This is a genomic window from Bradyrhizobium sp. CB1015 (genome assembly GCF_025200925.1).
Lineage (GTDB): Bacteria > Pseudomonadota > Alphaproteobacteria > Rhizobiales > Xanthobacteraceae > Bradyrhizobium.
The window spans coordinates 7,218,285-7,234,890 of the sequence record NZ_CP104174.1 but is presented as its reverse complement, the minus strand read 5'-3'; the positions used below and the strand labels follow the sequence as shown (position 1 = coordinate 7,234,890).

Annotated in this window: 7 protein-coding genes; 2 read left to right on the top strand and 5 right to left on the bottom strand. The window is 62.3% G+C overall.

Annotated features, from left to right (window positions below; all coding sequences use genetic code 11):
- Positions 1–127: 127 nt before the first annotated feature.
- A complete protein-coding gene (locus tag N2604_RS33815) occupies positions 128–10,933 on the top strand; it encodes a VCBS domain-containing protein (protein WP_260372294.1) in 10,806 nt (3,601 codons plus the stop codon).
- Between the two features lie 197 nt (positions 10,934–11,130).
- Here N2604_RS33815 and N2604_RS33810 read toward each other — a convergent pair whose 3' ends face one another.
- The gene (locus N2604_RS33810) at positions 11,131–11,376 is read right to left on the bottom strand and encodes a helix-turn-helix transcriptional regulator (protein WP_260372293.1); all 246 of its coding nucleotides are present in this window, start codon (positions 11,374–11,376) and stop codon (positions 11,131–11,133) included.
- Between the two features lie 522 nt (positions 11,377–11,898).
- Between N2604_RS33810 and N2604_RS33805 the strand changes: the two genes are divergently transcribed.
- Positions 11,899–12,651, top strand: coding sequence for a Crp/Fnr family transcriptional regulator (locus tag N2604_RS33805; protein WP_260372292.1), 753 nt, complete (start codon positions 11,899–11,901; stop codon positions 12,649–12,651).
- A gap of 223 nt (positions 12,652–12,874) precedes the next feature.
- Here the strand turns inward: N2604_RS33805 and N2604_RS33800 are convergent, their stop codons facing one another.
- The 4 genes from N2604_RS33800 to N2604_RS33785 are packed head-to-tail and all read right to left on the bottom strand — an operon-like array spanning position 12,875 to position 16,549.
- The gene (locus tag N2604_RS33800) at positions 12,875–13,249 is read right to left on the bottom strand and encodes a cytochrome c family protein (protein WP_260372291.1); all 375 of its coding nucleotides are present in this window, start codon (positions 13,247–13,249) and stop codon (positions 12,875–12,877) included.
- Positions 13,250–13,261: 12 nt separating this feature from the next.
- The gene (locus tag N2604_RS33795) at positions 13,262–13,897 is read right to left on the bottom strand and encodes a cytochrome c (RefSeq protein WP_260372290.1); all 636 of its coding nucleotides are present in this window, start codon (positions 13,895–13,897) and stop codon (positions 13,262–13,264) included.
- Positions 13,897–14,730, bottom strand: a complete 834-nt coding sequence (locus tag N2604_RS33790) for a substrate-binding domain-containing protein (protein WP_260372289.1) — start codon at positions 14,728–14,730, stop codon at positions 13,897–13,899. Before N2604_RS33790 ends, N2604_RS33795 begins: the two co-directional genes overlap by 1 nt.
- The gene (locus N2604_RS33785) at positions 14,714–16,549 is read right to left on the bottom strand and encodes a PQQ-dependent dehydrogenase, methanol/ethanol family (RefSeq protein WP_409241663.1); all 1,836 of its coding nucleotides are present in this window, start codon (positions 16,547–16,549) and stop codon (positions 14,714–14,716) included. Before N2604_RS33785 ends, N2604_RS33790 begins: the two co-directional genes overlap by 17 nt.
- Positions 16,550–16,606: the final 57 nt, after the last annotated feature.

Sequence of the window (16,606 nt, the reverse complement as noted above, 5' to 3'; positions counted from 1 at the left end):
GTTACGTGTCGCGTCCATAGCGCGTTTCGCGCTCGAGGATTGACAATTTCTCCATCCGCACAACGCAAGCCGCGTCCCGCGCGCTCGCGAACAATGCCTGTTGCCCTATCGAGAAAGATGAATTGCCATGATCATTAACGGCACCAATACAAACGATCAGATCACCGGCACCAGCTCGGCTGACACCATCAATGCAAAGAGCGGCGACGATACGATAGATGCCGGGGCAGGGAATGATCTCATTCAGGGCGGCAACGGCAACGACAGCATCAATGCCGGTGCGGGGAACGACATCATCGATGCCGGCAAGGGCAGTGACGCGGTGGATGGCGGCACCGGCAACGACATCATTCTCGGCGGCAACGGCAATGATACTTTGCTCGGTGGAGCCGGCAACGATCTGATCTCCGGCGACAACGGCGACGATGTCAGCGATGGCGGCGCCGGCTGCGACGTCGTCAGCGGCGGCAACGGCAACGATATCCTGATCTATCGCGTTTCCGAGAACGTGGGTTCTGTCGACATCTACGACGGCGGCAGGGGCCAGGACACGCTCCGTCTCGTCGTCACGCAGGACTTCGCGGACTCGGCTTCGTTCAGGTCCGATCTTGCGGCAATCCAGGCCCTCATCGCCCGCTATGGCAGCGCGGACTATGCGTTCAGGAGCTTCAACCTGGCCGTGGCCTCGATCGAAAGGGTCGAGGTCATCGTCGAAGGCGCGACCAATCACGTTCCGGTCGCAGTCGCGGATATCGCGTCCGTCAAGGAGGACGCGACTACGCTGGCCAGCGGCAATCTGCTCGCAAACGACACGGACGCCGATGGCAACGACACCCACATCGTGTTGGCCGTGGCGGGAGGCACGGACAACGGCACCACGATCACGGTCGTCGGCACCTATGGAACGCTGGTGGTCACCAAGGCGACCGGCGCCTATACCTACACGCTCAACAATTCCAGCGACTCCGTGCAAGCGCTGGTCGAAGGCCAGCAGGCAACAGAGCAGTTCACCTACACGAACGCCGACGACCACGGCGGAACGGGATCGTCGACGCTCACGGTGACCATCACCGGCAGCAACGACCTGGCCACGATCACGGTGTCGGGAAGCCAGGACACTTCAGTGACCGAGGCCGGGAGTGCGGCCGGCGATTCCAGCGCGTCGGGCCAGCTTGTGGTGCACGACGTCGACCAAGGCCAAAATCATTTCGCAGTCCCGGTCTCGCTGGCCGGCATCTATGGCAACTTCACTTTCGATGCGGCGTCGGGAGCCTGGACCTATACGCTCGATCCTGCGAAATCGGATTCGCTCACCGCAGGACAGCAGGTCACCGACACCCTGACGGTCACGTCCGCCGACGGCACCGCCACGCACGATATCGTGGTGGACATCACGGGCACCAACGACGCGGCCGTGATCGGCAATCCGGTCCAGCACGATGTCACCGAGGACGGCGTCATGACAGCGTCCGGGACGCTGTCGATCAACGACGTCGACCAGAACCAGAATTCATTCCAAACCACCGTCGCCTCGGCGCCTGGCAATTTCGGCACGCTGACGATCGCCGCCAATGGCGCCTACAGCTATTTGGTCGCCAACGACCTGGTTCAATATCTTGGCCAGGGCGAGACCCGCGACGAGATCTTCACCGTCAAGGCTCTGGACGGCACGAGCAAGGACCTGACGTTCACGATCCATGGCGTCAACGATGCCGCCGCTATCGGTGGCCCGGTCCAGCACGACGTAACCGAGGATGGCCAGCTGACCGCGTCCGGGCAGCTGTCTATCAGCGATGCCGATCAGAACCAGGCTGCGTTCCAGGCCGGCGAGATCACGGCATCCGGAAACCTCGGCAAGGTGACGCTGGAGGCCGATGGGCATTACACCTATTCGGTCGACAACGCCGCTATTCAGTATCTCGGCGCCAACGAGACAAGGACGGAGACTTTCGCGGTCAGGTCCGTCGACGGCACGACCAAGACCATCAGCTTCGACATCCATGGCGCGCAGGACGCGCCGAATCTGAGCGTCCAGGACTCCGCGGGCGCGGCCGACGGAAACATCACGCTGCACATTGCCGCGAACAAGATCGACCTAAGCAGCACCTTGTCGGTGAAGATCGAGGGGGTGCCGTCGAGCTTCACGGTTCAGAACGGCGCAGCGATCGGGGACGGCGCCTGGCTTGTGACCGGAGATTCGATTCAGAACGTCACCCTGATCCCGAACCAAGCCGTGAGCAGCCCCGATCCGTTCACGCTGCACGTGACGGCGATTTCCGACGACGGCGTTCATCAAGCGGTGAGCACGGCGGAGCTCTCGCTGACCGTGCAACCCGGTGCCAACGAGATCAACGCGCTGGATATCGACGGTTATATCGGCGGCGCCACCGTCTTTGCCGACGCCAACAACAACGGAATACTCGACGCGGGCGAGGCGTTCACGACCACGCGGGCTGACGGCAGCTTTACGCTGGCGGGCGGCTCCGGTCCGCTGGTCAGCATCGGTGGTGTCGACATCTCGACGGGATTGCAGGTCGCCGGCGTGCTCAGGGCGCCGGAGGGCTCAACCGTGATCACGCCGCTGACGACGTTGATTGTGGCGCTGGTCGATAGCACCGCGAACAGTGAGAACCCCCTGACGGTGGACCAGGCCGTCAGCGCCATTGCGGCCGCGTTCAACGTCGATCTTGCCTCCGATCCCGCAAATCCCATCGACTTGCTGTCATACGATCCGGTGCCCGCCGCGGTGACTGGCGATGCGACCGCGACGGCGGTGCTTGCGGCAGCCATCCAGGTCCAGAGCACGGTCGCCCAGGTGTCGGCGGTGGGCGTGGAGCCGGACGCGGTTCTTACAGCCATTGCAAGCGCCGTTACGGCCTCTCTGAGCGGGCCGGGCGCGCCGGCCTTCGATCTGGCGTCTTCGGAAACGGTTCAGAGTGTGGTCACGTCCGCCGGTGTCAGCGCCGCAGCAGCGGCGACGGTTGTGGAGGTCGTCGCGGCCGCAAACGACAGCATTCAGACGGCCACTAACGTTACGGAATTGGCGCAAGCGGGCCAGGTCGCCCAGGGCGCGGCCGCCGATCAACTCGCTGCGACGAACTTCTCCGATCCGGCTTCCGTGTCTGAGCTCACGACCCTCTACGTCGATAACCTCGACCAGCAGGTCCAGAATGCCGTGCTGACCCCGATCGGGAGCACCTTGTTCGGCTCGCTCGGTGATGACGTGCTTTCGGGCGGAGGCGGCAACGATCTGATCGATGGCCAGGATGGCAACGATGGCATCAGTGGCGGTGATGGGGACGACATCCTGTTCGGCGGGGCCGGCAAGGATTATCTCAGCGGCGGCTCCGGCGACGATATTCTCGATGGTGGACCGGGCTTCGACCGCGCCGTCTATACCGACGCAACCGGTGGCGTCACGATCAACCTCGCGGCGGGAACGGCGGCCGGCGCGGGCGTGGGCACAGACACGCTCGTCAACATCGAAGCTGCCATCGGCAGCGACTTTGCCGATACGTTCAACGGGGCCGGCTTCACCGGCGATGTACATGTCCCCGGTAGCCCCGTTGGCTACAACGAGTTCGAAGGCAAGGGCGGCGACGACACCATCATCAGCAACACCAACAGTCAGGGTGCAGAGCTGACGCGCGTTTCCTATGTCAGCGCCATCGGGGCGGTGACGGTGGATCTCGCGGCCGGTTATGCCCAGGGTGATGCGTCGGTCGGCCACGACACCCTCGTCGGGTCCGGCTTTAACGGCGTCTGGGGCTCTGCCCACAACGACACGATTCTGGGCAGCAACAATCCGATGTTCACCGCGGAGGTGTATGCGGGTTTTGCGGGTAACGACTATATCGACGGTCGCGGCGGTTTTGACCGGGTGGACTACAACGTCGATCCGAACACGACGACCGGTATCACTGCCGATCTCGCCGCCGGAACCGTGACCGGTGATTCGACCATCGGATCAGATACCTTGCGCGGGATCGAAGCGATCCGCGGCACCAACTTCGCTGACACCTACACTGCCGCCGGTTTCGGCTCGGGCAGCGTCAATCCCGGCTCAAGCGGAACGTTCAACGAGTTCACCGGCAACGGGGGCGACGACACCATCACCGGCAACGGCTTCACGCGGCTCGGCTTCAACAACGCGACGGCTGCCGTCCAGGTCGATTTCGTCACCGGCATTGCCACCGGTGATTCGTCCGTCGGCACCGATCACTTCACCGGCGTCAACGCCGTCCAGGCATCGATGTTCGACGACACCTTGCGCGGCGGTGCGACCAACGACACCTTCACCGGCCTCGCCGGGAACGACTATATCGAGGGTCGCGGTGGCTTCGACGTGTCGTCCTACAACAACATTTTCTTCACCACGGGAAGCATCACCGTCAATATGGCGGCGGGTATCGTCACCGGCGATGCGTCGAACGGATCGGACACGCTTCGTTCGATCGAAGGCATTCAGGGCACCAATTTCAACGATACCTATGACGCCACCGGCTACGGTGCGACCGGAGCCAATGTCGGCAACAACGGCACGTTCAATCAGTTCGAAGGTCTTGGCGGGGACGACGTCATCGCTGGCAACGGCAATACCCGCCTCATCTTTGCCAATGCCACCAGCGGGGTCACCATCAATCTCGCGGGCGGGACCGCCGCTGGCGACGGCTCGACAGGTCTCGACACCTTCACGGGCGTCAACAGCGCGATCGGCAGCAGTTCTAACGACGTCTATGACGCAACTGGTTTCACCGGCGTCAACGCGAATTTCAACTCTTTCCAAGGCAACGCCGGAAACGACATCATCTCCGGTAACGGCAATACGCAGATCCAGTTCGGCAACGCGACTGGAGGCGTGAGCGTCAACCTTACTGCGGGCACGGCTGACGGCGACGGCTCGGTCGGCCACGACATCATCAGCGGTGGTGTGTTCAACGTTCAGGGATCTAATCTCAACGACACCATCATCGGCAGCGCCAGTAACGATAGCCTCTTCGGCAGCAACGGCAACGACACCTTGGATGGGCGTGCCGGTAATGACTTCCTCAGCGGCGGCGCCGGGACCGACACTTTCGTCTACGCGACCGGCAGCGGCTTCGACTTCATCCAGGACTTTGTCCATGGCCAGGACAAGATCGATCTGACCGGCGTCTACGGCATCTTCAGCCTTGCTGATCTGCAATCGCATGCGATGCAGAGCGGCCCCAACACCGTCATTACGTTCAATTCGAGTGACGGCCTCACGCTTCAGAACGTCGATCTGAACAGCTTGACGGCGAGCGACCTCCTGTTCGGCACGTCGGCCGCGCCGATCGTCGGCGACGGCAACGCGAACGATCTCGTCGGAACGGCCAATGCCGAATCCATCAGCGGTCTGGGCAGCAACGACCGCCTGCAGGGCCTCGGTGGCAGTGACCTCCTGGATGGCGGCCAGGGTTTCGACCGCGCCATCTATACGGATGCGACCGGCGGCATCGCCGTCAATCTCACGGCCGGCACCGCCTCGGGACCTGGCGTCGGGACGGATGTGCTGGTCAACATCGAGGGGGTGGTCGGCAGCGATTTTGCCGACACGTTCAACTCGGCCGGATTTACTGGCTCGACCGGTCTGCCCGGCGTCGTCGTTGGTCAGAGCGAGTTCGAGGGGCGTGGCGGCGACGATATCGTCGTCGGTGCCGTCAACGCTCTCGGCCAGATCGTGACGCGACTGTCCTATCTGGGCGCAACCAGCGCGGTCACCGTCGACATCGGGGCAGGCACCGCGGATGGCGACGCCTCCGTCGGCCACGACACCTTCTCCAATGTCTCCACGATCTGGGGCTCGGCCTCCAACGATACGTTCTACGGCAGTGACAATGCGGCCTTCACCTACGAGACCTATGAAGGTCGTGGCGGCGACGATTATATCGACGGACGCGGCGGTTACGACCAAGTCACCTACAATTCGGATACGGCGACCACGGCGGGCATCTATGTCCACCTTGCCGCGGGCACCGTGAACGGCGATGCGACGGTCGGCACCGACACGATTCGCAGCGTCGAGGCCGCCCGCGGCACCAACTTCGACGATACGTTCGACGCGAGTGGATTCGGTCAGGTCGGCGCGACCAATGTCGGCTCCTCCGGAAACTTCAACGACTTCGCCGGCGCCGGCGGCAATGACACCATCATCGGCAACGGCTTCACCCGCCTGAACTACCAGATCGCGGCCTCGAGCGTCAGCGTCGATCTCGAAACCAGCGTCATCGGGACCACGAATGCGGTCACGGTCGCCGGCAGTGCCACCGGTGCGACCGAAGGCACCGACAGCTTCGCCGGCGTCAATGCGGTGCAGGGCTCGACGTTCTCCGACACGCTGCTGGGCAGCAGCTTCAACAACAACTTCACCGGTCTGGGGGGTGACGACTATATCGACGGCCGCGGCGGCTTCGACACGGCAATCTACAACAGCCTCAGCACGGTCACGGGCGGCGTCACCATCGACATGGCGGCGGGCACGGCGACCGGCGATGCGTCGATCGGCACGGACACGCTGCGCTCGATCGAGGGCATTCAGGGCACGGCCTATGCCGACATCTATGTGGCGACCGGCTTCAATGGCAGCAGCGCCAATGCCGGCTCGTTCGGCAATTTCAACCAGTTCGAGGGCCTCGGCGGCGACGATGCCATCACCGGCAACGGCAACACACGGCTGCTCTTCACGAATGCCACCGGCGGCGTCACCGTCGGCCTGAACGCCGGTTCGGTCACGGGGGACGCGTCGGTCGGGCATGACACCTTTACGGGCGTCAACAGCGTTTACGGCAGCAATTTCGCCGACACTTACGACGCCACGGGCTTCGTCGGATTCAATTCCTTCCAGGGCCAGGGCGGCAACGACCTCATCACCGGCAACGGCAGCACGCAGATCCTGTTCGCAAATGCGACCTCGGGCGTGATCGTCAACCTCACGAACGGCACTGTGGACGGCGACGGTTCGGTGGGGCACGACACCATCACGGGAGGGGTCACCAACGTTTCGGGCTCGAACTCCAACGACACGATCACCGGATCCAGCGGCAACGATCAGCTCTTCGGCAACGGCGGCAACGACCTGCTCGGCGGCGGTGCCGGTAGCGACGCCCTGAATGGCGGCGTCGGTGCAGATATCTTTGTCTACGCCATGGGCGGTGGCGCCGACATCATCAGCGACTTCCTGCAGGCGGACGCCGATACGATCGATCTTACGGGTGTCCCTGGTGTCTCGACCCTCGAAGACATTCAGGCGCTTGCCACACAGCAGGGACCGAACACGGTCATCGACTTCGGCAATGGCGACACGCTCACGCTGCTGAACGTGACACTGTCGAACCTCACGGCTGCCGACTTCATCCTGGGGCAGGGCGTGCACCTCACCGGCGACGCCGGCGCAAATACGCTGGTCGGCACTGCCTACGCAGATAGCCTGAGTGGCCTCGCCGGCAACGACCGCCTGAAGGGCCTCGATGGAAATGATTTGCTCGATGGCGGCCTCGGCTTCGACCGCGCCGATTATACTGCTGCAACGGGAGGCATTACCGCGAATCTCGCGGCAGGCTCCGTGTCAGGTCCAGGTGTCGGCACCGACGCGCTCGTGAATGTCGAAGGCGTCGTGGGCAGCGACTACGCCGACACGTTCAACGCGACCGGCTTTGCGGGCGATACAGGCATCGCTGGGACCAATGTGGGCTTCAACGAATTCGAAGGCCGCGGAGGAAACGACACCATCACGGGCGCGCTGAACAGCCTGGGTGCACTGTTGACGCGCATCTCATATGCCGGCGCGACGGGCAGCGTAACCGTCGACTTGGCGGCCCATTCGGCGACCGGAGATAGTTCGGTCGGCACCGACACTCTCGTAGGTTCGGGCTTTGCGGGCATCGTCGGCTCTGGATTTGCCGACCAGCTGCTTGGCAGCGCCAACGGCCCCGGCACCGTGGAGATCTTCGAAGGCCGCGCAGGCGACGACTTCATCGATGGCCGAGCTGGGTTCGATCGAGCGGACTACGCGCTCGATCCTGCCGCGATGGGCGGAATCAACGTCCAGCTCGCCTCGGGAATTGTGACGGGCGATGCCGCGACGGTCGGAACCGACACCCTGCGATCAGTCGAATCGGTGCGCGGCTCGAATGCCGCGGACGTCTTCAATGCCGGCGGATTCAGCGGAGCCACCCAAAATGCTGGCTCCAACGGCACCTTCAACGAATTCATCGGTATGGGAGGCGACGACAGCATCACCGGTAACGGCAACACGCGTGTTGCCTTCACCAACGCAACCGGCGCGGTGACCGTCGATCTGCTGGCGGGTACCGCAAGCGGCGACGCGTCCACGGGCAACGACACCTTCACCGGCGTCAACGCCGTGATGGCCTCGATGTACAACGACACCATCCGCGGCAGCAATATCACCACGGCAACGGAGACGTTCACCGGCCTTGCCGGCGACGACTTCATCGACGGCCGCGGCGGCTTCGACATCATCAGTTACAACAATATCTACTTCGCCACCGGGCCGGTGACCATCAACTTCACAGCCGGTACGGCGACCGGGGACAGTTCGATCGGCAACGATACGTTCCGCGGAATCGAGGGCGCCCAGGGGACCGCTTTCAACGACGTCTTCACGGCGACGAGTTTTGGTGCGTCTGGCTTCCAGAACCCCGCCGTCAACAATGTCGGCAACAACGGAACCTTCAACCAGTTCGAAGGCCTGGCCGGAAACGACACCATCACGGGCAATGGCAACACCCGCATCATCTATGCCAGCGCGATCGACGCGGTGACGATCAACCTGCAGGCAGGGACTGCGACGGGCGGCAGCTCCATTGGCACCGATACCTATGTGGGCGTCAACAGTGCGACCGGCAGCAGCCTGAACGACACCTACGACGCCACCGGTTTCGCCGGTGTGACCTCGGCCGGATCGTTCGGGGCCTTCAACCTGTTTGAAGGCCTGCTCGGCAACGACACCATCACGGGTAACGGCAATACGCGGGTCTCGTATTCTCAAGCGAGCGGAGGCGGCGTTTCCGTCGACCTATTGACGGGAATTGTGAGCGGTGCGGCCGGCGCGGACGTCATTATGGGCGGCGTCAACAGCGTCCAGGGTTCGAACCAGGCCGACACGCTGGTCGGCAGCTCAAATAACGAGTTCTTCTTCGGCGGCGGCGGTGGCGACACGATCAACGCTGGCGGCGGCAATGACGCAATCACCGGCCAGGGCGGCAATGATACGATCGACGGCGGCGCCGGCACCGATTTGGTGATCTTCTCGGGCTCGCAATCACAGTACACCATCACGACGGCGGGAACGGTCCAGGTTCAAGACAATGTTGTGAACCGTGACGGCACCGACACCCTGACCAATGTCGAAGCGCTGCAGTTCAGCGACGGCATCGTGCTGCTGTCGGCGGGCACCGCGGGGAGCCCGATCGATCTCTCGACGCAGCAGTTCTCTAACACTGCACCCGTGATCGGAACAGCTGGAGACGATTATCTTCGTGTCGGAAGCAACATCTTCGGACACGCGCTCAACTTGGGAGCGGGGACAGGCGACACCGTTTTGCTCAACAATACTTTCGGCAATGGCTACACGCTCAATCTCGCCGATGTCGAGAATCTAATCGGCAGCGGCAACGACGAGTTCGTGAACCTCACGGCGAACGCCAACGGATTGGTCATCGACCTCGGCGGTGGCAACGATCAAGTCAATCTAGCGGGCGGCGCCAACACGCTCAGCCTAATTGGTGTCGAGGGAATCGGCGGGGCCGATTTCGGCGCGGCGCCCGGCGTCAACGACGTGCTGACCTTGTCGACGACGGTGGCGGGCCTGAACATCAGCCTCGGTAACGGCGACAATACGATGAACCTTGCGGCCGGCGCGAACTCGTTCGTCAACATCTACGATGTCAACCACGTGAACGGAACGGCGAGCGACGACACCCTGATTGTCACCGGTGCGATCGCGGCAGCCAACGGCGTCGCGATCGACCTCGGCAATGGTGACGATACGATCGTCCTTGACGGAAACTACGCCGCTTTTGCCGCGACCAGTATCGAGCACATCAACGGCAATACTGCCGATAATTCGATCAGCTTGACGAATAACGTCAACGGCATCGTCGTCGATATGGGCGGTGGAAACGATTGGGTCTCTCTCGCCAACGGCGTCAATTCGCTCAGCATCTCTGGTGTCGAAAACCTCAACGGCAGCGACTTTACCGGCAATCTCAACCCGTCGGACGATACGGTCACGCTGCTGAACACAGTGTCCGGCGTGACGGTCAATCTTGGAGAAGGAACGGCCAACGTCCTAAATCTCGCCGAAGGCAGCAATTCGTTCGACAATCTGTGGAACGTGAATTTGCTCAACGGGAGCTCGTCGGACGACATTCTGACGTTGCAAGGCAGCCCGGCGAATGTGATCGATCTCGGCGACGGCAATGACACGCTGAACTTCAACGCGAACGTCTACGACATGAGGGTGACAAACATCGAAAACATCAATGCCGCCGCAAATTTCGACAGGATCACAATCGGCAACACGTCCGGTAGCACGACGATCACCGCCGGCGCGGGTGCGGATGAAATCTTTGCCAGCGCAGGCCAGGACAACTTCCGCTTCCTCAGCGTCGCGGACTCCGCCCAGGGCGCTGCCGATACCATTCAAAACTTCAATGCCGATAGCGACAGCTTTACCTTCTCGGGCATCAGCATCGCCGGCGGTCACATCGAGTATGTGGATAGTGCGGCCTTGCTTGGCGGCAACCAAGCCTCGGCACATTTACAGAATTTCGGTCCAGGCAACGACGCTCTCCAGATCGATATCGATGGCGACGGAGCGAGTGATATGGAGATCAGCCTGCTGAACGCTACTGGCGCGCTGCACAATGGCAACTTCCTGGTCGGCTAGCCCGGCATTGGGTTAGCTCGGCACTGGCCGCCAGGCGGTCGGGATTTTGACCACCACGAAGCCGCTCGCCCGCCAAGGCTTTTCGGGCGTGCATCAGGCGGCCTTGCTCTAACGAGCTCACCACCACCAAGGATGCCATCTACCCGTGCTCTGAACGAGCCAAGCGGGGCGGGCTTCGAGGGCACCTGATTCGGGTGCTATGGTCTTCTTTCCCGCATGAACCGCCTAAGCAACTTCAGCGGATCAGCCCCAAGTGCCTCGGCAATAGCGATGAACTCGATGACGTCAAGGCGCCGCTCTCCACCTTCGTACTTGGCTACCAAAGACTGGGGTTTGCGGAGCTTCTTGGCGAGCGCCTGCTGGCGATTGCCAGCCTTCTGCCGGGTTGCGACAAGAAGGGCCATGAGGCGGGCATATTCGGTCGATTGGAGGGACTTTTCCATGGCCGCCGGGCGCGTTTCGATTCGGCGGCGGCCAATTTGATCCTAGAACGGGATTATCCCAAAACAGGATAGAATTTAACCCTCACGTGCGAAGCTGGTTGGTGGGACGCTCGGTTGTGCTGGACTTGTGCGGCCACCGGAGCGCAATGGCGGGGTAGGACCAACCCCAAAGGAGACTCACAATGTCGCTGAATTGCATCAGGACCCTTCGGGGCCGTGCGGTCGCCCGCGGTGGCTCACTGCTGGTCGGGAAGTTCGAGGTGAACCAGAACCGATGACCCGAAACCTCCAAAGGCGCCGCTGACCTTAGACAGACCTAAAGCTGCGCTAGTCCAAGCCTCTCCCGACTTGGCGTGCTCGCAGAATACGAAATCAAAAAGGCGCCGGTCCCGGGGGCGCAATGGGCGTGAAGTCTTGGCCGGACTATATCGCGCTGGGGTGTATCGGGAAAATTTGGAACAGGCCCCACGAACGCTGGTTTTCTGCTTCGGGTGCTTCGGCGTGCTCGAAGGGAGATCCGCAATGGCGCTCCAGACCGGCCCCGGAAATCGGCTTTTGGCGGCTTTGCCCCCGGCGGATCTCAACCTGCTTGAGCCTCACGTTCAGAAGATAGCGTTCGAGTCTGACGCTGTACTGGTGCGAACCGGAGATGAGCTCAAACAAGTCTATTTTCCGCTTAGCGGGGTCTTGGCGTTCCTGGTCGAGATGTCGGACGGACACATTGTCGCTTCCACTCTCATGGGCTCGGAAGGAGCGGTCGGGGCTCTCTCCATTCTAAGTCCGTCGCACTCGCCAGTCACAGCAACGGCCTATGTGGCCGGAGCTGCGCTCCAGATTCCTGTCCCACGATTGCAACAAGCCTATGAGCAAAGCGGCGCCATCAAGCGTGTTCTGCGCCTCCATCTCCGCGCTCAATTATTGCAGCTTCAGAACGTGGCTGCCTGCAACGCGGTCCACCCGGTGGAATGCCGTATGGCTCGATGGTTGCTCGAGATACATGACCGTGTTGCCAGCAGCGAGATTGGATTGACGCAGGAGGCGCTCGCACAACTTCTCGGAGTGCGGCGAACGACCGTGACTCTAACGATGCGTAAACTTCGGGCAATCGGCTGCATCATATCGGAGCGGCGCGGCGCGTTGGAGGTCCACCGAGCGCAACTCGAAAACGTCGCTTGCGAGTGTTACGACGTGATGCGCCAGCGGATCAAACGAATGGACGAGGAGGAGCTGGGCTCGCCGAATGTTTCGCGTCTGCACTATTCCCCCTTCGGATGAATCGAATGTTTGGCACAGAACAGTGGCGTTTGGCGGCTCGTCGAGCGGGGGAACTGTTGCGGAAGTCATCCATTGGCTTTTCATGTCCCACTTCGCGATGTTGCGACGGTCAGCTTCGGGTCACTCAGGCGCAGACGACTTACCCTCACCCCCTATTACTGCCTACTCCTGACCTGAGTGGATTGGCGGCTCGCCGTCGCCACCAAACGGCGGTGCCGCGCAATTATTTCAGCGTATACAGAAAAGCCGCGATGTCGCGCGCGTCCTTCTGCGGGATTCCCATTCGTGGCATTGCGTTGCCCGGCAGTGCCTTCTGCGGATCTTCGATCCAGGCCGCCATGTTGTCCGGCGAGTTCTGGATGTAGCCGGCGATGTAGGTGCGCGTGCCGATCCGATGCAGCGGTGGGCCGACGTTACCGTTGGCGCCCGCAACGCCGGGAATGTCGTGGCAGGTGCCGCAACGGTAGTTCTTGACGAGATCGGCGCCGCGACGTGCGTCGCCGTTGAAATTGTCGGGACCTGCAGCCCCCGCGTTGCCAATCATTGCCAGCCCCAGCAGTGAGGCGATGATCAATCGTGAGGCAGGATTGTCGCCCATTGGCCATTCCGATCACGGCTTCTGGCCGAAATTGAATTTCTTAGTCGCCGACCAGGGATCGGATGTCGAGACTTGCTCGGTCGGCACCTGTTCGACTTCGGGCGAAAGCGGATTGGCCGCGAAGGTGCGGCCCCATTGGCGGTTCGGCTCGTTGCTGATCCTGCCGATATAGGTGACCAGATCCCAAATCACGTTGTCAGGCAGCACCGCGCCCCAGGCCGGCATTCCGTTCGGCCGTCCCTGGTAGATCGAGAGAAAGATGTTTTCGGGCTGCGATCCGTAGATGAAGGTGTTGTTGCTCAGCGCCGGCCCCATGCCGCCGCCCCCGTTAGGCGCGTGGCAGCCGACGCAGTTGAAGTTGACATAGTAGGTCATCCCGCGTTGCTCCGCATTGGGATCGCCCTGCATGGGGTTCTTGATCTGGGGCGGGTCAGGCTGCGCGCCGGGGTGAAGATGACTGACCGGAACCTGCATGAATACACCGGGCCGGCCGTTGCCGACGCTGCCGCCGAAGTTCGGCCGGGGCGCCAGCGTGGGCATTTGTGCCTCCTGCGATTGCGGCAGAGTCTGCTGGGCCAGCACAGAACTATGCGGTGCCGCCGCCAGCAGCAGTGATATGGCGCATGCGCGCATCGCTTGAGATGACATCACTCGTGTCCTCCGGGTGCAGTGAGCGGCTGTTCGACCAGAGGCACGCCGTAGCTCCGCAGCAGCGAGGCAAGCTCCGATCGGTGCGCGTCGATGAACGCGTTCAGCCGGTCGCGCAAAGCGTGATCGCCCTTGCGCACGCCTATTGCGATGGCGAACTGAAATTGCTGGGGGGCGAAGCCCTCGTAGTCCTGGATCGGCGTCACCGTGAGCGGCACGGGCGAACCTTTCGCGAAATAGCCGCCCAGTGGACCCCAAACGGCGGCAACGTCGATCTCGCCGTTCTCGACCGCCTCGATCAGGCGCGCCGGCGGATTGGCCTCCCGGTAATCACCGTAAATCGAATAGCCTCGAACGTTGTCGACGATACCCTGTTGGCCGAGCGCCTGTGCCGGCGGCGGATTGTTGCCATCGCCGCCGATCAGATGCACGCCGATTGCCAGGTCATGCAACCGCGGGTCGAGCAACGAGGAGAGGTCGATCTGCCGGTCTTGCCGGGTGACGAAGACGTAGGTCGAGCGGTAATAGGGCCTCGTGGTCTCCGCCATGTCATACCCTTCAGGCACGCCCATCACAACGTCGCATTGGCCCGCTTTCAGCGTGTTGCGGATGAATCCGCGACGCTGCGCCCACCAGGTGTAGGTGACGTTCCGGCCGAGATGCTGGGCGACCATGACGGCGAGCCTGTTCTCGAAGCCCGCCCCGACACTGTTCGAGAACGGCAGATTGTTCGGATCGGCACAGACGCGAAGCTCGCCGTCGGATGCGACCGCGGTTGTGGCCGTGACGGCGCCTAGGAGGGCAAGGGTGATCGCGCTATTTCGCAGGCGCATGGCTTGGATCCTCGCCGCTTGCGCCGCCGAGCTTGAACACCAGCAACTCGCTTCCGCCGGCAGTATAGAAGGGCAGATCCTGCGTCGCGCCGGTGAAGCCGAGTGCGGCGTTGCGCACACGCTGATCGACCTCAGCATTGGCCACGACGCCGGGCCAGCCACCGACGCCCGACAGGATCGCGATATATTGCTGTCCATCGGAGCCGCGATAGGAAACAGGCTGGCCGATGAAGCCGGAGCCGGCGCGGAATTGCCAGAGCACGCGTCCGTCCTTGGCATCCACCGCCTTGAACAAGCGGTCCATCGTGCCATAGAACGCGACGTCGCCGGCGGTCACCAGCGCGCCGCACCAGACCGGCAGGTTTTCCTTGATCTCCCAGACCTTCTTGCGCGCGATCGGGTCCCACGCCATGAACTCGCCGCGGTGGCCACCGGGCCCGGCATACATGTCGACATCTGCGCCGACATAGGGCGTGCCTGCGATGTAGCCGACCTGCGAGGCCTTGAAGTTCATGCAGAGATGCTGATGCGGCACGTAGAGCAGTTTCGTGCGCGGCGACCACGCGCTTGGCTGCCAATCTTTCGCACCGGGCGCTGCAGGGCAGATGTTCTCGACGGTCTTGCCGACGAGCGGCGCTTTCTCCTCGTTGGGGATGATCTTGCCGGTCTTGAGATCGACACCGTTATAGGCGTTGACGAACTCATAAGCGTCAGCCGAGATGACTTCGCCGGTGGCGCGATCCATGACGTACATATAGCCGTTGCGTCCGGGATGGATCAGCACCTTGCGTAGCTGGCCGTTGAGCTCGAGATCGACCAGCACGTTCTCGTTGATCTCGTCATGGTCGAACAGATCGTGCGGACTGAATTGATAGGCCCATTTCGCACGACCTGTGTCGGGGTCGCGGGCGAAAATCGACGCGCTCCAGAGATTGTCACCACTGCGCTGGTTGGCGTTCCATGGACTCGGATTGGCGGTGCCGTAGTAGATCAGGTTCAGATCGGGATCATAGGAGATCCATCCCCAGACCGTGCCGCCGCCGACCCGCCAGCGATCCGCAGGCCAGCTCTTCACGCCGAGATCAGCACCTTTCAGATTGTCATAGAATGGCTTGAAGTCGTCCGCGATCAGCACATCCTTGTCCGGACCGGTCGAATAGGCGCGCCAGGCGATGGCGCCGGTCTTCTCATCCAGGGCCGTGACCCAGCCGCGCACGCCCAGTTCGCCGCCGCTGTTGCCGACGAGGACCTTGCCCTTCACCACGACCGGCGCCATCGTGACTGTCTCGCCCTTGTTGATTTCGCCGAGCTTGGTGTGCCAAATCTCCTTGCCGGTCTTGGCGTCGATCGCCACGGTGTGGTTGTCAAGCGTATTGAGGAAGACCTTTCCGTCGTCGAAGGCGAGCCCCCGATTGACGACGTCGCAGCAGGCGACGCCCGCCGCCGCGGGCTCCGGCTTCGGTGCGTAGGACCACTTCAGCTCGCCGGTCGTCGCATCCAGCGCAAAGACGCGGTTGGGATAGGGGCCCGCATACGGACCGACCACGTACATCGTGCCGTCGATCACGAGCGGCGCCGCCTCCTGGCCGCGGTCGGCGCCAAGCGAAAAAGTCCATGCCAGCTGCAGACGCGATGCATTTGTCGTATTGATCTGGTCGAGTTCGCTGTATCGGGTGTTGGCATAGTCGCGGGCCGCCATCGGCCATTGACCGGGGTCCTTCATGCGGCTCGCCAGATCACTCTGAGCCGCAGCAGGCGACAACAGCGCAACGGCCGCGCAAAGCGCGCTCAACAACCGCGCGGAAACACACACCAACATATGTTAAGATCTCCACGGCAATGACGAGGCCGTGCGGCTTTGCAGGCCGGTTTGTGA